Raw genomic sequence first — 17,955 nt, forward strand, 5'->3', positions numbered from 1 at the left:
CTCGACCCGGTCCGCCCTGCCGCCGGCCGGGAAAACCGGTGGTGGCCCTGGCTAACCTCCGGACATGACAGTGCCGAGCTATCCCCTCAAGCCGAAGCCGGGCGACCGGGTCGCGGTCGTCTCGCCCTCCGCCGGCCTGCCGGGCGTGTTCCCGGCCGTGTACGAGCTGGGCCTGCGCCGGCTGCGCGAGGAGTTCGGCCTGGAACCGGTCGAGTACCCGACCACCCGCCAGGTGGGTGCCGACCCACGCGACCGGGCCCGGGACCTCACCGCCGCCTTCGCCGACCCGACGGTCACCGCCGTGCTCGCCACCGTGGGCGGGGACGACCTGATCACCGTCACCCCGTACCTCGACGACGACGTGCTGCGAGCCAACCCGAAGCCGTACTTCGGGTACTCGGACAACACCAACGTCCTCAACCACCTGTACCGGCTCGGCATCGTGGCGTACCACGGCGGATCGGTGCTGGTGCACCTCGGCCGGCCCGGCAGGCCGCACCCGCTGACCTTCGACTCGCTGCGCGCCGCCCTCTTCACCTCCGGCTGGTACGAGCTGACCCCCGCCACCGAGTGGGGCGACAAGCCGAACCCGTGGGACGAGCCGGAGACGCTGGCGTACGAGCCGGAGATGCTGCCGGGCGCCGGCTGGCGCTGGCAGGGGCCGGCACGGGTGGTGCAGGGGCGGACCTGGGGCGGCTGTCTGGAGATCCTGCACTGGCTGATGGCCGTCGACCGGGTCCCGACGGCCGAGCAGCTGGCCGGGGTCGGTGCTGGTCGTCGAGACCTCCAACGAGCTGCCCGACGCGCAGGAGGTCTTCCGGATGGTGCGCAACATGGGGGAGCGGGGGCTGCTCGCCGCCTTCCCGGCGGTCGTGGTCGGCCGGCCCAAGGCGTGGGACTTCGACCACCAGCTCCCGGTCCCGGAGCGGCTGGCCTGGGCCGAGGCGCAGCGGGCGGCGATCACCCGCGCGCTCGCCCCCTACAACCCGGACGCGGTGGTGGTCTTCGATGTCGACCTCGGCCACACCGACCCGCAGCTCATCGTGCCGTACGGCGGGGAGATCCGGGTCGACGCCGTCGAGCGCCGGATCAGCGTCCGCTACTGACCGTCGGGATCGCGGACGAAGACACCTTCCCTTGCCGGCCCTCGATCAGCCCTTCCGCCTTGAGGATCAGCAGGGCGGTGCGGATCGAGCCGTAGGAGACGCCGTAGCTCTCGATCAGCTCCTGCGTCGTGGGTAGCTCTGATCGCCCGCCTTCAGCTTGCCGGTGTGGAGCTGTTCTCGGATGGCTTGGTGGAGCGCTGGCGGTGTCTCCGCCCCATTTGACACCCATGGCGTTCCACTCACTGCTCAGCACGTCTGGATCTTGGCGAGTTGTCGTTCGCTGCGAACAGTAGGTCGCCAAGATCTGGCCAGGGTCCCTGCGCGGGGCGCGGTGGGTCGGGTCAGGGGAGGGTGGCGAAGGCGCGGACGGGGAAGGTGCCCATGCCGGCCACCATCGGCGGGGCGGCGGTGAAGCGGAACCCCTCCGGGGGCAGGGCTTCCAGGCCGGTCAGGTGCTCCACGATCGGGATGCCGGCGGCCAGCAGTGTGCTGTGCGCCGGGCGCTCGCCCCGCGCCGCCGGGCCCATGTCGTCGATGTTGACCGAGTCGATGCCGACCAGGGTGGCACCCGCGTCGGCCAGGGCCCGCGCCCCGTCGCCGGTCAGGTACGGCGCCTCCGGCGCGCCGTACCGGTCGGTGCCGAAGTGCGCGGACCAGCCGGTGTGCACCAGCACCGCCCGGCCGGCCACGTCGTACGGCGCCAGCAGCAGCCGGTCCACCGCCCGGGTCCCGGCCGGTACGCGGACCACGACCCCGGGCAGGTCGGCGAGGCGGTCCAGCGGGGTACCGGCGAGGTCCGCGCCGTCGGCGTACCGGTGCGCCGGGGTGTCCAGGTAGGTGCCGGTGTTGGCGATCATGTCGATCCGGCCCACCTGGAACTCGGTGCCCGGGGCGTAGTTCGCCCGGGACGCCTCCCGGGTCAGCCACTCGGTGATCCGCGGCGCCGGCCAGCCGGGCAGGGTGGTCATCCCGTCCGCGATGACGTGGCTCAGCTCGACCAGCCGCCGGGCCCCGGACCCACTGCCGGCGTCCGGCCCGGCGACGCCCCGGCCGCCCTTGTGCGGCTCCTCGACGACCGTCCTGTTGCTGATCCGCACCTCACCGACCATCAGCAGCCCGAGATGCCGGACGAGAAGTGCGGCGAGGTCGTCGTCGCCGATCTCCCGCCCGGGAATGTCGAGCCGGAATCCGTCGGTCCGCAGACCGCCCCCGTTGGCGAACGTGATCTCGGCGTCGAACTGCGCCCGGTACTGCCCCGTCATGGGCCCACCCGACCACGCCGATCCGGTCCGGTCAAGATCCTTCCCGGTTCGCCCGGAGTGTCGCCGGACCCGGAACGTGGCACGGATCACGCAAGGAAGTTCGGTGGTGGAGACGCCGAACCTGGGGGGTTGGCGACGCCTCCACCACCGGGGCACCCGCAGGGCGCCGCCGTTGCCCGGTGGGGCGTCGGACCTCCCCGAACAGGTCCGCGTACCCCTCGGTCGCCGCCTGGTGGCGGCCCGGCCGGGCTGACGCGTTCCATCCTCGCGGCGGGGCCGCCCCCACTTCTTGAAGAAAATTGCTCGAAACCGTGCCGGCCCGTCGGGTCCGCGCGCCGGGTCAGGCGGCTTCGGTTTCGGGCGCGGTGAGCAGGCGGCGCAGCTGCGCCGGCGGATGCCCGACCTGGTCGCGGACCACCCGGGTGAGGTGGGCCTGGTCGGCGAAGCCGTGCTCGGCGGCGACCGAGCCCAGCGGCTGCCCGTCGTCGTCGGCGAGCGCGTCGAGCACCGCGCGGACCCGCAGCCGGTTCCGGTACGCGGTGAGGCTCTGCCCGGTCACCCGCTGGAACACCCGGCTCAGGTGGTGCGGTGAGCAGCCCACCTGGGCGGCCACCTCGGTCAGGCCCAGCCGGAAGTCGGAGCCGGCCAGCACCTCCCGGGCCCGGTCGGCCAGCCGGCGGTGCGCGGCCAGGGTGGCCGGGCGGCGGCCGACCGCCCGTTCGATCTCCGCGCCCGGTTCGCCCGCGCCGATCGGGCTGGCGGCGAGGAGCCGGCCGAGGAACCGGTGCAGCCGCTCGGCGAACTCGAACCCGTCCAGGCCCCGCACGCAGCGGGCGACCAGCATCCGGTGCTCCAGGTCGAGCCGTTCGTCGACGGTGCCGTCCCAGCCGCGTCGGTCCAGCCACCGGCCGGCGTCGGGGCGGTCGGCCAGCAGTTCCGGCGTGAACTCCAGGCAGGAGTAGACGTCACCGTCGCCGTACGGGTGGGCGACGTGCATCTCGTCGCCGGGACGGGTGAGCAGCACCGTGGTGGGGTCGGCCACGGTGACCTGCCCGTTGAGCCGCCGCAGGTAGGCGCCGGAGCGGCCGAGGAAGACCCGGTGCCCGAGGTGGGGGACGGGCCCGTGCCAGCCGGGATCGTCCACGACGCAGCGCACCTGGTAGACGAGCATCCCCTCGGCGAAGCCGAGCACCCGCCACCGGGCCGGGGTGCTTCCTCCCCGGGGATCACTGCCGACCTGCTCCGGCACCGTACCTCCCCCTCAGCACACCCGTCGGGATCCGCCCCGACCTGCCGCCACCCGGATCGTGCCCCGACCGTGCCGGGAGCGACGGAGGCATCCCGTCACGCGGGCACGGCCCGGGCCGGGTTGCGGCGTCAGAGGAGCCGGCAGCGACCGGCGCTGTAGTGCGCGACCGCCGCCAGGATCTCCGATTCCGGCCGGTCCGCGAAGTTCAGGGTCGCGACCAGCCCGGAGCCGTAGAAGGCGCTCAGCAGCCCGCTGTCCAGTGCGGTGAACGTACCGAGGTTCTGCAGGGCGCGTTGGTCGTAGGGCTTGACGACCAGCATCTTCTCCAGGCTCCACCGGCGGCGGGAGATCTGGGCGACGGCCTCCCAGGGCAGCCAGACCGCCTGCCCTCGGGTCGGCCGGGTGCGGATCCAGAGCCCGGCCGGACCGAGCGCCAGCACCGGGCCCCCGGAACCGATCAGCCAGAGCTGGAGGCCGATCGGCAGAGCGATCGCGACCAGCAGGCAACCCACCAGGGCGAGGAGGCCGGCCACGGCGCTGCCGCGGGCCTGCTCGTCGGTGCCTCCCAGGAGGCCGACGCCGAGGATGCAGAGGATCGGGACGAGCAGCACCGCCACGACCCCGCCCATGACCAGGCCACGTTTGGCGACGTTGGGCCGGACGACGAACGGCTGGTCCTCCGGGATGCGCTTGGTCACCGGCGCGGGCGGGGGCGGGGGCGGGTATCCCGGCGGCGGAGCGCCGTACGGGTGCTGCGGGGGCGGGCCGTACGGGTGCTGCGAGGGCTGGCCGGACGGCGGCCAGGGTGGCGGGGTGGTCACCGGGGGCGCTCCCACTGCTGCGCGGACAGGAGGGCCAGCCTACGGGCCGGCGGCCACCACGGGTGCCCCCGGATCCGTCGGCGCGGAGCCCGAGGCCCACGGGCGGGCGGCTGGAGCCCGGAATGTCCGGGCGGCGGGATAGTCTCGACGGGTGCACCCCCCGTCCGGCTGGACGCGGGGCCGTCGTCGTGTGTCGACTTCCTGGAAGTGATCACAGATGCTCACCGGACTCTTCTCCGCCGCACTGGCCGACCCCGGGCTGGCCCGGGCGCGTGACCTGGCGCGCTCCGGTGCCGCCCAGGTCGACGGGCTCGACCTCACCGCCCCGGCCGCCCTGCGCCCGTTCGCCGTCGCCGCCGTCGCGGCCGACGAACCGGCCGGCGGGGCCGGCCGTCCCGTGCTCGCCGTGACCGCCACCACCCGGGAGGCCGACGACCTGGCCTCCGCGCTGGGCAGCCTGCTCCCGCAGGACCAGGTGGCGGTCTTCCCCTCCTGGGAGACGCTGCCGCACGAGCGACTCTCCCCGCGCTCCGACACGGTGGGCCGGCGGCTCGCCGTGCTGCGCCGCCTGGCACACCCGGGATCGACCGACGCGCACGGCCGCACCGGTCCGCTGCGGGTGGTCGTCGCTCCGGTCCGCTCGCTGCTGCAACCGCAGCTCAAGGGGCTCGGCGACCTGGAGCCGGTGCAGCTCGCCGCCGGCGCCGAGGCGGACCTGGAGGAGGTGGCCCGCCGGCTCACCGACATGGCGTACGCGCGGGTCGACCTGGTGACCAAACGTGGCGAGTTCGCCGTGCGCGGCGGCATCCTGGACGTCTTCCCGCCCACCGACGAGCACCCGTCCCGGGTCGAGTTCTGGGGCGACGAGGTGGAGGAGATCCGCACCTTCGCCGTCGCCGACCAGCGGACCATCGAGGGCGTCCCGCTGCTCTGGGCCCCGCCCTGCCGGGAGCTGCTGCTCACCCCCGGGGTGCGCAAGCGGGCCGCCGTGCTCGCCGAGGAACACCCGGAACTGGCCGAGATCCTGGACAAGCTCGCCGAGGGCATCCCGGTCGAGGGCATGGAGTCGCTGGCCCCGGCGCTGATCGGCGCCGACGCCCTGGAGCTGCTGCTGGACTGCATGCCGGCCGGCACCCACGTCCTGCTCTGCGACCCGGAGCGGATCCGCACCCGGGCACACGACCTGGTGCGTACCTCCGACGAGTTCCTCCAGGCCAGCTGGGCTGCGGCGGCCGTCGGCGGGCAGGCCCCGGTCGACGTCGGCGCTGCCGCCTTCCGCACCCTGTCCGACGTCCGTACGCACGCCCGCGCGCTGCGCCAACCCTGGTGGACCCTGGCGCCGTTCGGCCTGGTGGAGGCCGACGTCACCGCGCCGGCCCGGCAGCCGTGGGAGGACGAGCCGAGCGAGGTCGACGTCACGCCCGACGCTGCGATCGCGGTGACCCTGGCCGCCCAGCCCGCCCCGCTCTACCACGGCGAGACCGCCCGGGTGGTCGACGACCTCAAGCGCTGGGCCGGCGAGGGCTGGTCCATCGCGCTGGTCTTCGAGGGGCACGGCCCGGCCCAGCGGGCCGTCGAGGTGCTGCGCGACGCCGGGCTCGGCGCCCGGCTGGTCGACCAGGTGCCGGCCGCGCCCGCCCCCGGCGAGCTGCTGGTCTCCTGCGGCTGCCTGACCGCCGGCTTCGTCGACGAGGCGTCGAAGTTCGTGCTGCTCACCGGCAACGACGTCACCGGCGGTCGGGGCACCTCGACCCGGGACATGCGCAAGATGCCGAGCCGGCGGCGCAACACCATCGACCCGCTGGAACTGAAGGCCGGCGACCACGTCGTGCACGAGCAGCACGGCATCGGCCGCTACGTGGAGCTGGTGCAGCGCAACGTCAACGGCGCCAGCCGGGAATACCTGGTCATCGAGTATGCCCCGAGCAAGCGCGGCCAGCCCGGCGACCGGCTCTTCGTCCCCACCGACCAGCTCGACCAGCTCTCCCGCTACGTCGGCGGCGAGCAGCCCACCCTGCACAAGATGGGCGGCTCGGACTGGCAGAAGTCCAAGGCCCGGGCGCGCAAGGCGGTCAAGGAGATCGCCGCGCAGCTGATCCAGCTCTACGCCGCCCGCAAGGCGTCCAAGGGGCACCCGTTCGGCCCGGACACCCCGTGGCAGCGGGAGCTGGAGGACGCCTTCCCGTGGCAGGAGACGCCCGACCAGCTCGCCGCGATCGAAGAGGTCAAGCGGGACATGGAGCAGACCGTCCCGATGGACCGGCTGATCTGCGGCGACGTCGGCTACGGCAAGACCGAGATCGCGGTGCGGGCGGCGTTCAAGGCGGTGCAGGACGGCAAGCAGGTGGCGGTGCTGGTGCCGACCACGCTGCTGGTCCAGCAGCACTACAACACCTTCGCCGAGCGGATGAGCCAGTTCCCGGTGGCCATCCGGCAGCTCTCCCGCTTCCAGACCCCGAAGGAGTCCGAGCGGACCCTGGAGATGGTCGCCGACGGCACCGTCGACATCGTCATCGGCACCCACCGGCTGCTCCAGTCGGCCACCCGGTTCAAGTCGCTGGGCCTGGTCATCGTCGACGAGGAGCAGCGCTTCGGTGTCGAGCACAAGGAGCACCTGAAGTCCATGCGGGCCTCGGTCGACGTGCTGAGCATGTCGGCCACCCCGATCCCGCGGACGCTGGAGATGGCGATCACCGGCATCCGGGAGATGTCCACCATCGCCACCCCGCCGGAGGAGCGGCACCCGGTGCTGACCTTCGTCGGGGCGTACGACGACCGGCAGGTGGCCGCCTCCATCCACCGTGAGCTGCTCCGCGACGGGCAGGTCTTCTACCTGCACAACCGGGTCGAGTCGATCGAGCGGGCGGCGCGGCGGATCCGGGAGCTGGTGCCCGAGGCCCGGGTCGCGGTGGCGCACGGCCAGCTGGGCGAGGAAGCCCTGGAGAAGGTGATGGTCGGCTTCTGGGAGAAGGAGTTCGACGTCCTGGTCTGCACCACCATCGTCGAGTCGGGCATCGACATCCCGAACGCCAACACCCTGATCGTGGAGCGGGCCGACCTGCTCGGCCTGGCCCAGCTGCACCAGATCCGGGGCCGGGTCGGCCGGGGCCGGGAGCGGGCGTACGCGTACTTCCTCTATCCGCCGGAGAAGCCGCTCACCGAGCACGCGCACGAGCGGCTGGCCACCATCGCGCAGCACACCGAGCTGGGCGCCGGCATGTACGTGGCGATGAAGGACCTGGAGATCCGGGGCGCCGGGAACCTGCTCGGCGGTGAGCAGTCCGGCCATATCGAGGGCGTCGGTTTCGACCTGTACGTCCGGATGGTCGGTGAGGCGGTCTCCGCGTTCAAGGGCGAGCACCCCGAGGAGGAGACCGAGGTCAAGGTGGATCTCCCGGTCGACGCGCACCTGCCGCACGACTACGTCGGCGTGGAGCGACTGCGCCTGGAGATGTACCGCAAGCTGGCCGAGGCCCGCGACGAGGAGCGGTTGCGCGAGGTGGTCGCCGAGATGACCGACCGGTACGGCGAGCCGCCGGCCCCGGTGCAGAACCTGGTCGCGGTGGCCCGGTTCCGCCTGCTGGCCCGCCGGTACGGCCTCGCCGACGTGAGCATGCAGGGCAAGCACATCAGGTTCGGCCCGCTGCCGCTGCCCGACTCGAAGCAGCTGCGGCTCAAGCGGTATCACCCGGACTCGGTCTACAAGTCCGCGCTCGACCAGGTCAGCGTGCCCCGGCCGAGCACCCGCCGGGTCGGCGGCGAGCCGCTGCGCGACCAGGCCCTGCTCCAGTGGTGCGCCCAGCTCCTCTCCGACGTGCTGGGCGAGCCGGCACCGCTGGCCGGGGCGAAGGCGTGACCGCGGGGCAGCGGCCGGCGCCGGGCCCCCGCCGACCGGCGGCCGGCCCGTGGTGGGCGGCGTTACAGCGGGTCGGAGGACATGAGAGAGTGACCGGCATGCGTGCACGCCGTCTCATCGCCGCCGCCAGCGTCGCGGCTCTCGGTGTCCTCTCCCTGACCGCCTGCGGCCGGACGTCGCCGGACGTGGCCGCGTACGTCGGGGACCGCACCTACTCGGTCGACCGGGTGGACGCGGTCTACGACGACGCCCAGGCGCGGTACGCGGAGGCGGTGCGCCAGAGCGCGGCCCAGGCCGGCATCACCCCCACCGCCGAGCAGCTGCGTTCGTCGGTGACCCGGCAGGACGTGCTGAACCTGCTGGTCAGCATCGAGCTGGGCAAGCGGATCGTGGCCGAGCAGGGCCTGTCGGTGCCGGACCAGGTCACCCCGGAGCAGCTCGCCCAACAGCTCCAGATGCCGCCGCAGGCCGAGTACGCCAAGCTCTGGGCGGAGTGGTGGGACATCTCCCAGGTGCTGAGCCAGAGCCTGCCGCCGGCCCAGCTCAGCGACGAGTCGGTGATGGCCGTCTACCAGGCGATCGTGAAGGCCGGCGGGATCCAGCCCGGCCTCTCCGTGGGCCAGGTGCGCCAGCTCTTCGGCGCGGGCGGGTTCGTGCGGACCGCGTCGGCGCTCAGCGCGGCGCTGGAGGCGGAGGCCGACGAGGTCGACCTCTCGGTCAACCCGCGCTACCGTCCGCTGGGCGTGCCGTCCTGGGTCAACAAGGGTCAGGAGCTGGTCTTCTACGCCCTGCCGTACGTCGAGTCCGGCAGCCCGGTCACCGACATCTCGACGCCTGAGCCGGTCGTCACGCCGGCCGAGCAGAACGCGCCGGTGGCATCCTGAGCACGTCCGCACGCATCGTCCTGCTGGTCACCTCGCCCCGGCTGCCGGCCGGCCTGCTGACCGCCGCCGCCTGGGACGTCGTACGCTCCGCGCCGGTGCTGGCCGGTGCGGAGAGCCCGGTGACCGCGGCGGTCCGCGCGGCGGGCGCCGAGGTCACCGTGGTCGGGTCCGGGGCGACGCAGGTGCTGCTCGACGCGGTGGCGGCGCACGGCACCGTGGTCTGGCTGGCCGGCCCGGCGGGCGACGAGTCGCTCGCCCGGGAGTTGGGCCTGCGGCTGGCCCGGGAGCCCGGGCTGGCCGAGCTGGAGCTGATGTACGGCTCGTGGGATCCGCCCGGAGCCCGGCTGCTCGACGCGGTCGAGGTGATGGACCGGCTGGCGTCCCCGGGCGGTGACCCGTGGAAGCGGGCGCAGACGCACCGTAGCCTGGCCGGGTTCCTGCTGGAGGAGTGCTACGAGGCGTACGACGCGATCAGCGCCGACGACACCGACGCGCTCCGCGAGGAGCTGGGCGACGTGCTGCTCCAGGTGCTGCTGCACGCCCGGCTGGCGGAGAACCTGCCCGAGGGTGAGCGGTGGACCGTCGACGATGTGGCCGGCGTCCTGGTGGACAAGATGGTCCGCCGCAACCCGCACGTCTTCGCCGGGGACGAGGCGGGCACCCTGGAGGAGATCGAGGCGAGCTGGGAGCGGATCAAGCGGGCCGAGAAGGCCCGCGAGTCGGTGCTGGACGGCATCGCGCTGAGCCAGCCCGCACTCGCCCTGGCTGCCAAGATCCTGGACCGGGCCGGCCGGATCGGCCTGGCCGTCCCGCCGCCGCTGGCCGACGGTCAGGTCGACCCGGAGGCACGCCTCGGCGCCGGCCTGCTGGCCACGGTTGCCGCCGCCCGGGAGGCCGGCATCGACCCGGAGGCGGCGTTGCGCCGCGCCACCCTGGCGTACGCCGATGCGGTGCGCGCCGCCGAACGCGAGGCGCGCGGCCCCGGCCGACCGTGACGCGGGCGCCCGATGCCCGGGGATGCGCCTCGTGGCACCGGGCGGTGACGCCCTGCCCTCGACCGGCCGCGCCCCCGGCTGGCCGATGTAGCTCTCGGTGACCTTCGCCTACGGTTGCTGAGGGTGACCGCGTGGGCGAGATCCGTAAAGGGTCGCCTGGGCCCTTTGCTCTGCTGTCATCACCGCACCACCGCATTGAGCAGCGGATTTCCCGTGTGCCGCCGTCGGCGTGCCCCGACTGTCAGTGACTCGCCGTCACTGGTGCGTGGGTGGGTGCAGAGCAAAGCGTCGGCACGGATGCCCGGCCGGTCGTCCGGCCGACACAACGGGTGACGGTCCGAGGGTCGGTCGTCGGGGCACGACGGGCGTCGGCGGGACGGTTAGGGTCGGGGGATGGAGTCCTTCGTGCCCCTCGCCGAGCGGATCGTCGACGCCCTGCTGGAGAGCCACCCCGGCCTCGCCACGTCCACCGGCGACCACCGGTACGACGACCGCCTGCCCGACCTCTCCGCCGAGGCGGTCGCGGCGGACCGGGCGATGCTGAAGGAGGCCGCCGACGCCCTCGCCGAGCTGGACGCGGACTCGCTCGACGTCGACGAGCAGGTCGACCACGCGCTGCTCGGCTCGTTCGTGGACCGGGCGCTCTTCGAGAGCGACGAGATCCGCGCGCACGAGTGGGATCCGCTGCGGCACAACCCCGGTCCGCTGCTGCACGCCCTGCTCGCCCGGCCGTACGCTCCGGTCCAGGAGCGGCTGACCCATCTCGCCGGCCGGCTGGAGGCCGTACCGGATGCCCTGGCGACCGCGCGCGCGACGCTGCGGGACATGCCACGGATCCACGCCGAGACGGCGGTCGGGCAGTTCACCGGCACGGCGGCGCTGATCCGTGACGAGCTGCCGGCGTTGCTCGCCCAGGCTCCCAACCGGTACGACCGGGTGGAGTCGGCGGCCACCGCGGCCATCGCCGCACTGGAGGAGTTCGTGGCGTGGCTGCGGGCCGGCCTCGCCGCCGATGCCGGGCCGGGGCGCGACCCCCGGCTGGGGCGACGCCGCTGGGAGGCGCGGCTCTGGCACACCCTCGACACCGAGCTGGGCGCGGCGGAGATCCAGCGCCGGGCCTGGGCCAACCTGGAGCGGGTCACCGAGGAGATCCGCGCGGCGGCGGTCGAGCTGGTCGGCGGTCCCGGCGACGACGAGACGGTACGCCGTGCGCTGGACCTGCTCGCCGCCGAGCACCCGGACGACCACTCCATCGTGGATCTCGCCTCGGTCAGCCTGGACGAGGCGACCGACTTCGTCCGCGCCCACGACCTGGTCAGCCTCGTCGACGACCCGTGCGTGATCCAGGAGATGCCGGAGTTCGCCCGTGGCGTCGCGGTCGCCTACTGCGACTCGCCCGGCCCGCTGGAGACGGCGAACCTGCCGACCTTCTACTGCATCGCGCCCACCCCGGCCGGGTGGCCCGCGCACCGCGTCGAGTCGTTCTACCGCGAGTACAACGACCACATGATCCGCAACCTGACCGTGCACGAGGCGATGCCGGGGCACTTCCTCCAGCTCGCCCACGCCCGCCGGTACGTCGGCCCGACCCGGGTCCGGCCGCTGACCGAGTCCGGGGTGTTCATCGAGGGCTGGGCGGTGTACGCCGAGGAGCTGATGGTCGGCCTCGGCTTCGGCGGCCTGCCGGTACGGTTGCAGCAGCTCAAGATGCAGCTGCGGATGACCATCAACGCGCTGCTCGACCAGCTCGTGCACTGCGAGGACCTGCCCGAGGCCGACGCGATGGCGCTGATGACCGGGCGGGGGTTCCAGGAGGAGGGCGAGGCGGCCGGCAAGTGGCGGCGGGCGCTGCTCACCTCCACCCAGCTCTCCACGTACTTCGTGGGGTGGAGCGAGATGGCGGACATCGCCCGGTGCCGGCCGGACGGGGTGCCGGTGCGCGAGTGGCACGACGCGATGCTGGCGCACGACTGCCCGCCGCCGCGCCACCTGCGGACCCTGCTCGGGATCTGACGCCGCCGGCCGGGGACCCGGGCCGTCGGGTGTCAGCGCCGCCCGGTCACGGGGTGACGGTGCGGCGGTCCACGACGCCCGCGCCCGCCGGCACGTCGAAGGCGGCCGGGTCGACCGACTCGGTGTAGCGGCTCAGGGTCACCTCGGTGGGGGTGCCGGCGAGGGTGCCGGAGAAGCTGCCCAGTACCCCTTCGGTGGTGACGCAGGTGGAGAAGTCGCCGGTGGAACGCTTCACGTCGACGCAGGTGGCGTGGTGCCCGGCGACCGTGGTGTCGCTCTGCGTGATGACCGCGTCCGGGTCGAGGGCGGCGTCGGTGAGCAGACCCATCACCGCCGGCGGGGTGACCAGGCCGCGCTTCTCGGCTTCGGTCCAGACGAGCACCGAGGGCTTGCCGGCGGTCAGCTCCGGGGGCAGCACGGTACAAGCGGTGCGGCCGGCGGAGGTCTCGCACCGGGTGACCGACTCCTGGGTGACGGTGATCTTGCCGTCCGGCCAGGTGTACGCCGAGCGCAGCGGCGTCTTCGTCTGGGCGACGGAGGCGGTCCGACCGCCGGGGAGCTGGTAGTCGGCGGCCCACGTCGCGGTGAGCGCGCCGTCCATCCGCGCGGCCAGGTCGTTGACCAGGTCGGAGCGGCCGAGCGCCCGACCGGCGTCGTCGAGGGTCTGACAGCCGGTGACCGTGAGCGACGCGATGACCGACACGGAGAGCATGCGGAGAGTGGTCGAGACGGCGGGCATGACGACCAGCGTCGTCGATCGGGTCCACCGGACGCAAACCCGTTGCCGGTTGAGGACCGAGAATCCGGGAATGTCCGTACCGTCCGTCACGGTGACGGGGTCCCACGGCACGGTCCGTACGGCGGGCGACGGCATGCGGCAGGCCGTCGCCCGATACGCTGCGTTCAACACACCTGCCCCAGCCGCACCGTCGCGGCCCATACCGGACTCGCACACACGAACGAGGAGCGACTCAGTGGCAAGCATCGAAGGAATCGTCGCCCGGGAGATTCTCGACTCGCGGGGCAACCCGACCGTCGAGGTCGAGGTCGGGCTCGACGACGGCACGATCGCCCGCGCCGCGGTGCCGTCCGGCGCCTCGACCGGCGCCTTCGAGGCGATCGAGCTGCGCGACGGTGACAAGGACCGTTACCAGGGCAAGGGCGTCGAGAACGCGGTCGCCAACATCGAGGACAAGATCGTCGACCAGCTCATCGGGTACGAGGCCAGCGAGCAGCGGCTGATCGACCAGAAGATGCTCGACCTCGACGGCACGGACAACAAGGGCGAGCTGGGCGCCAACGCGATCCTCGGTGTCTCGCTGGCCGTGGCGAAGGCCGCCGCCGGCAGCGCCGAGCTGAGCCTCTTCCGCTACCTGGGCGGCCCGAACGCGCACCTGCTGCCGGTGCCGATGATGAACATCCTCAACGGTGGCGCGCACGCCGACTCCAACGTCGACGTCCAGGAGTTCATGATCGCGCCGATCGGTGCGCCCAGCTTCCGCGAGGCGCTGCGCTCCGGCGCGGAGGTCTACCACGCACTGAAGTCGGTGCTGAAGAAGAAGGACCTGTCGACCGGCCTGGGCGACGAGGGCGGCTTCGCCCCGAACCTGCCGAGCAACGCCGCCGCGCTGGACCTGATCGCCGAGGCGGTGGAGAAGGCCGGTTACCGGCTCGGCACCGACATCGTCTTCGCCCTCGACGTCGCCGCCACCGAGTTCTTCGACAACGGCACCTACACCTTCGAGGGCAGCGCGAAGAGCGCCGAGGAGATGAGCAACTACTACACCAAGCTCATCGGCGACTACCCGATCGTCTCCATCGAGGACCCGCTGTCGGAGGACGACTGGAGCGGCTGGGCCACCCTGACCGCCGCCGTCGGCGACCGGATCCAGATCGTCGGTGACGACCTCTTCGTCACCAACCCGCAGCGCATCGCCCGGGGTATCGCCGAGAAGGCCGCCAACGCGGTGCTGGTGAAGGTCAACCAGATCGGCTCGCTGACCGAGACCCTGGACGCGGTGGACCTGGCCCACCGGGCCGGCTTCAAGTGCATGATGAGCCACCGTTCCGGCGAGACCGAGGACACCACCATCGCCGACCTGGCCGTCGCCACCGGCTGCGGCCAGATCAAGACCGGTGCTCCGGCCCGCTCGGACCGGGTCGCCAAGTACAACCAGCTCCTGCGTATCGAGGAGGAACTGGCCGACGCGGCGCGGTACGCCGGCGCGGGCGCGTTCCCGCGTTACCGTTCGGCCTGAGACGCGAGAGGCCTCGGGGGAGGGGTGTGACGATGCAGCAGCGCCGCACACCGGGTGGCCAGCGCCCCGTCCGTCGACCGACCGGTCGGCCGGGCGGGGCCCGCGCCCGGGCTGCCGTCCGTGACAGCGGGGTCCGCGCCGAGCCGCGGGCCGGTGCCGCGCGGGCACGGGGCGCGGAGGGCGTACGCTCCGCGAACCGGCCCGCCGCCGCTCGGCGTACGGCGGCCAGCGGCACGATCAAGCGGCTGACCGCACCCCACCCCCGACGCTTCACCGGGCGGGCCACCGTGCTCTTCGCGGTGCTGATCGCGCTCGCCCTGGCGTACACCTATCCGGTCCGGGTCTACCTCGACCAGCAGGTCGACATCGAGCGCATGCAGGCGTCGCAGGCCGCCCAGCGGCAGGAGATCTCCCGGCTCTCGGCCGAGGCGGCGAAGTGGCGGGACCCGGAGTACATCAAGATCAAGGCCCGGGAGCGGTTCTACATGGTCCCGCCGGGTGAGGTGCCGGTGATCGTGCTGAACGACCCGGAGGGCGCCGCCCGGGACGCCGCCGCGGGCCGGCCGAAGGCCCCGCCGAAGACCCCGGATCCCTGGTACGACACCCTGTGGTCGAGCGTGCGGGCGGCGGACGACGACCAGCCCGGCCAGTGAGCAGCAGCACCCGAGCACCGAGCGAGAGATGGGCACCGTGACTGTCGTACCACCGCAGGAGCCGGCGGCGGACTCCGTACCCCCGCCGCAGCGCGAACCGGCCACCGAGGCCGACCTGGCCGCGGTGGCCGCGCAGCTCGGACGCCCGCCGCGCGGCACCCGGGCGGTGGCCCACCGCTGCCCGTGCGGGCTGCCCGACGTGGTGGAGACGACGCCTCGGCTGGCCGACGGCACCCCCTTCCCGACGCTGTTCTACCTGACCTGCCCGCGGGCGACCGCGGCGTGCAGCCGGTTGGAGTCGGCCGGGCTGATGAAGGAGATGGCCGACCGGCTCGCCGAGGACCCGGAGCTGGCCGCCCGCTACCGGGCCGCGCACGAGGACTACCTCACCCGCCGGGAGGCGATCGGCGAGGTGCCGGAGATCGCCGGTATCTCCGCCGGCGGCATGCCGGGGCGGGTGAAGTGCCTGCACGTCCACCTGGGCCACGCGCTGGGCGCCGGGCCGGGGGTCAACCCGTTCGGCGACGAGACCCTGGCCCTGGTGGAGAAGTGGTGGTCCGCCGGGCCGTGTGTGGACGTGCCGGCGGCGGAGTGACCATGGACGAGATCGTCGTCCGGCGGGCCCGCACCGGCGACGTGCGGGGGATCCGGCGGCTGGTCGACACCTACACCGACGACCGGCGGCTGCTCAGCAAGGCGACCGTCACCCTCTACGAGGACGTGCAGGAGTTCCGGGTCGCGGTGACCGGCGACGGCACGGTGGTCGGCTGTGGCGCGCTGCACGTGATGTGGGAGGACCTGGCCGAGATCCGCACCGTCGCGGTGGACCCGGCCTGCCGGGGCCGCAAGCTCGGTCACCGGATCGTCGGCGAGTTGATCGACGCGGCGCGTGAGTTGGGGGTCGCCCGGATCTTCGTGCTCACCTTCGAGACCCGGTTCTTCGGCTCGTTCGGCTTCACCGAGATCGACGGGGCGCCGGTGCCGCAGCCGGTCTACGAGCAGCTGCTCCGTTCGTACGACGAGGGTGTCGCCGAGTTCCTGGACCTGGAACGGGTCAAGCCGAACACCCTGGGCAACACCCGGATGCTGCTGCGCCTGTAGCGGTGGGCGGACGCACCTTGTTCTTCTTCCGCTTGGCGCTGTGGGTCGGCCAACTCGTCACACTGGGTAGGTTCTGTGGAGGGGCGGGATGGGTCCTGTCGCCCGCTTTGCTCTGCAGCCATATAAGCGCCAGTCACGTATCGTGGTTACTTGTGGCCCGTCGCGCATGTGCCTCTCATCGGGTATCGGCAGGTCGTGCGTGGTGGTGCGGTGGTGGCAGCAGAGCAAAGGGCGAACGTCACCCGCGTCGACCTCTCCAGCTCGGTGACGTTCCGTGAGCAGCGCGCCTATTGACGCTCCGTGTCCAAAAAGGGCTCCGGACGAGGTACGGCCGACGGGGCGTCGGACCGGGTGCGTCGAGGGGCGACGAGCCCGCTGCCGGTCCGGCTCGGCTGCCGTAGGGTTGCTGCCGTGACGACGCGTGTGGCCGCCATCGACTGCGGGACCAACTCCATCCGCCTACTGGTCGCCGACCTGCCCGAGGAGTCGGCGGGGCCGCAGGCGCCGCTGGTCGACCTGAGCCGCCGGATGGAGATCGTCCGGCTCGGCCAGGGCGTGGACAGGACCGGCCGGCTCGCCCCGGAGGCGATCGAGCGGACCCGGGTGGCGCTCGCCGACTACGCCGCCGAGATCGAGAAGCTCGGCGTGGAGCGGGTGCGGATGTGCGCCACGTCGGCCTCCCGGGACGCGTCCAACGCCGGTGACTTCCGGGCCATGGTGGAGCAGACCCTCGGCGTCGCGCCCGAGGTGGTCACCGGCGACGAGGAGGCCCGGCTCTCCTTCACCGGCGCGGTGCGCGGCCTGCCCGCCGACGCCGAGCCGCCGTACCTGGTGGTGGACATCGGGGGCGGCTCGACCGAGTTCGTCGTCGGCACCCGCGAGGGTGGGGTGCAGGCGGCGATCTCGATGGACATCGGCTGCGTCCGGATGACCGAGCGGCACCTGCACGGCGACCCGCCGGCCCTGGACGAGATCGCCGCCGCGCAGGCCGACATCGCGGTCGCGGTGGACCGCGCGCTGGAGGCCGTCCCCGGCCGCGAGGCCGCCACGCTGGTCGGCCTCGCCGGGTCGGTCACCACCGTCGTCGCCATCGCCCAGGGCCTCACCGGGTACGACCCGGAGCGCATCCACCACGCCCGGGTGCCGTACGACGGGGTGGCCGAGGTGACCGCCGACCTGCTGGCCAAGTCCCGCGAGCAGCGGCTGGCCATCCCGGTGATGCATCCGGGCCGGGCCGACGTGATCGGGGCGGGCGCGCTGGTGCTGCGGGTCATCATGGAACGGGCCGGGATGTCCTCGGTGATCGCCTCCGAGCACGACATCCTCGACGGCATCGCCTGGAGCCTCGCGGAGATCCAGGGATAGGTCGTTGTCCCTGCGTGTGGCCGGTATGATTTTCATTTGGTCACCAGTTCGATCTGCCTGAAGTGCCTCGATCGTGATGGGGGAGGCACCGTCCGTGTCTTCCTCGCGCTCAACGACGTAGCGATCAAGGACGTCGATGTGGACCAGGCGGAAGCTACGACAGCCTGCGCCGGCTCTTCGCCGCCGGCCTGCTGACCACGTACGTGGTGCCGAGCGAGTCGGGGCCGCACCGCAAGTACTACGCGCCCCCGACCACGACGGAGGCGCCGGCCCGACCCGGCACGTCCCCGACTGCGACGGCCGACGCGGCGACGCCCGGCGCCAGCGCGACCGCGTCCGTCGGTCCGGCCCCCACGTCCGCCCCGCCCGCCCCGGAGCCGACCCGGTGAGTA

Annotated in this window: 15 protein-coding genes and 2 pseudogenes; 12 read left to right on the plus strand and 5 right to left on the minus strand. The window is 73.1% G+C overall.

Annotation, left to right across the window (positions count from 1 at the left end; all coding sequences use genetic code 11):
* Positions 1–64: 64 nt before the first annotated feature.
* Both GA0070560_RS29350 and GA0070560_RS29355 read left to right on the plus strand, forming a co-directional pair.
* Positions 65–397, plus strand: a pseudogene (locus tag GA0070560_RS29350) (LD-carboxypeptidase); the annotation flags it as partial.
* A gap of 370 nt (positions 398–767) precedes the next feature.
* Positions 768–1,106, plus strand: a complete 339-nt coding sequence (locus GA0070560_RS29355) for a S66 peptidase family protein (protein WP_245675383.1) — start codon at positions 768–770, stop codon at positions 1,104–1,106.
* On the opposite strand, the gene GA0070560_RS06270 is transcribed toward GA0070560_RS29355, so the two are convergent.
* The 4 genes from GA0070560_RS06270 to GA0070560_RS06285 form a co-directional block, all read right to left on the minus strand.
* Positions 1,090–1,359 carry a GntR family transcriptional regulator gene (locus tag GA0070560_RS06270; RefSeq protein ID WP_091292443.1) on the minus strand — a complete coding sequence of 90 codons (270 nt, stop codon included), beginning with the start codon at positions 1,357–1,359 and terminating at the stop codon, positions 1,090–1,092. The two genes, GA0070560_RS29355 and GA0070560_RS06270, sit on opposite strands and share 17 nt — an antisense overlap.
* Positions 1,360–1,447: 88 nt before the next feature.
* Positions 1,448–2,368, minus strand: coding sequence for a cyclase family protein (locus GA0070560_RS06275; protein ID WP_091292445.1), 921 nt, complete (start codon positions 2,366–2,368; stop codon positions 1,448–1,450).
* A gap of 340 nt (positions 2,369–2,708) precedes the next feature.
* Complete coding sequence (locus GA0070560_RS06280; protein WP_139131448.1) at positions 2,709–3,617, minus strand: helix-turn-helix domain-containing protein; 909 nt, start codon at positions 3,615–3,617, stop codon at positions 2,709–2,711.
* A gap of 128 nt (positions 3,618–3,745) precedes the next feature.
* Positions 3,746–4,438 (minus strand): hypothetical protein, encoded by a 693-nt coding sequence (locus tag GA0070560_RS06285; protein ID WP_139131449.1) that lies wholly within the window; start codon positions 4,436–4,438, stop codon positions 3,746–3,748.
* A 217-nt stretch (positions 4,439–4,655) separates the two neighbouring features.
* On the opposite strand from GA0070560_RS06285, the gene mfd reads away from it, so the two are divergent.
* From mfd to GA0070560_RS06305, 4 genes are all read left to right on the plus strand, one after another.
* Positions 4,656–8,294 carry a transcription-repair coupling factor gene (gene mfd / locus GA0070560_RS06290; RefSeq protein ID WP_091292452.1) on the plus strand — a complete coding sequence of 1,213 codons (3,639 nt, stop codon included), beginning with the start codon at positions 4,656–4,658 and terminating at the stop codon, positions 8,292–8,294.
* Between the two features lie 98 nt (positions 8,295–8,392).
* Positions 8,393–9,178, plus strand: a complete 786-nt coding sequence (locus GA0070560_RS06295) for a SurA N-terminal domain-containing protein (RefSeq protein WP_091292994.1) — start codon at positions 8,393–8,395, stop codon at positions 9,176–9,178.
* Positions 9,175–10,173, plus strand: coding sequence for a nucleoside triphosphate pyrophosphohydrolase (locus GA0070560_RS06300; protein WP_091292454.1), 999 nt, complete (start codon positions 9,175–9,177; stop codon positions 10,171–10,173). The genes GA0070560_RS06295 and GA0070560_RS06300 overlap by 4 nt, the downstream gene beginning before the upstream one ends.
* 393 nt (positions 10,174–10,566) lie before the next feature.
* A complete protein-coding gene (locus GA0070560_RS06305; RefSeq protein ID WP_091292456.1) occupies positions 10,567–12,186 on the plus strand; it encodes a DUF885 domain-containing protein in 1,620 nt (539 codons plus the stop codon).
* A gap of 46 nt (positions 12,187–12,232) precedes the next feature.
* Here the strand turns inward: GA0070560_RS06305 and GA0070560_RS06310 are convergent, their stop codons facing one another.
* On the minus strand, positions 12,233–12,925 hold the full coding sequence (locus tag GA0070560_RS06310; RefSeq protein WP_091292996.1) for a hypothetical protein: 693 nt from the start codon (positions 12,923–12,925) through the stop codon (positions 12,233–12,235).
* A 235-nt stretch (positions 12,926–13,160) separates the two neighbouring features.
* Here GA0070560_RS06310 and eno point away from each other — a divergent pair, with 235 nt between their 5' ends.
* The 6 genes and pseudogenes from eno to GA0070560_RS06340 form a co-directional block, all read left to right on the plus strand.
* Positions 13,161–14,444 (plus strand): phosphopyruvate hydratase, encoded by a 1,284-nt coding sequence (gene eno, locus GA0070560_RS06315; RefSeq protein WP_091292459.1) that lies wholly within the window; start codon positions 13,161–13,163, stop codon positions 14,442–14,444.
* A gap of 32 nt (positions 14,445–14,476) precedes the next feature.
* Complete coding sequence (locus GA0070560_RS06320) at positions 14,477–15,097, plus strand: FtsB family cell division protein (RefSeq protein ID WP_091292998.1); 621 nt, start codon at positions 14,477–14,479, stop codon at positions 15,095–15,097.
* A gap of 37 nt (positions 15,098–15,134) precedes the next feature.
* On the plus strand, positions 15,135–15,692 hold the full coding sequence (locus GA0070560_RS06325) for a DUF501 domain-containing protein (RefSeq protein ID WP_091293000.1): 558 nt from the start codon (positions 15,135–15,137) through the stop codon (positions 15,690–15,692).
* A 2-nt stretch (positions 15,693–15,694) separates the two neighbouring features.
* Positions 15,695–16,198: an amino-acid N-acetyltransferase gene (locus tag GA0070560_RS06330; RefSeq protein WP_091292462.1), complete on the plus strand. Its 504-nt coding sequence runs from the start codon at positions 15,695–15,697 to the stop codon at positions 16,196–16,198.
* 423 nt (positions 16,199–16,621) lie between these two features.
* Positions 16,622–17,563 (plus strand): Ppx/GppA phosphatase family protein, encoded by a 942-nt coding sequence (locus GA0070560_RS06335; protein ID WP_091292464.1) that lies wholly within the window; start codon positions 16,622–16,624, stop codon positions 17,561–17,563.
* Positions 17,564–17,718: 155 nt separating this feature from the next.
* Positions 17,719–17,808, plus strand: a pseudogene (locus tag GA0070560_RS06340) (PadR family transcriptional regulator); the annotation flags it as partial.
* Positions 17,809–17,955 lie beyond the last annotated feature (147 nt).

Origin of the sequence: Micromonospora halophytica (assembly GCF_900090245.1) — a bacterium.
Lineage (GTDB): Bacteria > Actinomycetota > Actinomycetes > Mycobacteriales > Micromonosporaceae > Micromonospora > Micromonospora halophytica.

Coding starts and splice junctions, on each gene's coding strand:
- GA0070560_RS06275 (WP_091292445.1), bottom strand. CDS start 2,368: ATGACGGGGCAGTACCGGGCGCAGTTCGACGCCGAGATCACGTTCGCC.
- mfd (WP_091292452.1), top strand. CDS start 4,656: ATGCTCACCGGACTCTTCTCCGCCGCACTGGCCGACCCCGGGCTGGCC.
- GA0070560_RS06295 (WP_091292994.1), top strand. CDS start 8,393: ATGCGTGCACGCCGTCTCATCGCCGCCGCCAGCGTCGCGGCTCTCGGT.
- GA0070560_RS06305 (WP_091292456.1), top strand. CDS start 10,567: ATGGAGTCCTTCGTGCCCCTCGCCGAGCGGATCGTCGACGCCCTGCTG.
- GA0070560_RS06310 (WP_091292996.1), bottom strand. CDS start 12,925: ATGCCCGCCGTCTCGACCACTCTCCGCATGCTCTCCGTGTCGGTCATC.
- GA0070560_RS06320 (WP_091292998.1), top strand. CDS start 14,477: ATGCAGCAGCGCCGCACACCGGGTGGCCAGCGCCCCGTCCGTCGACCG.
- GA0070560_RS06330 (WP_091292462.1), top strand. CDS start 15,695: ATGGACGAGATCGTCGTCCGGCGGGCCCGCACCGGCGACGTGCGGGGG.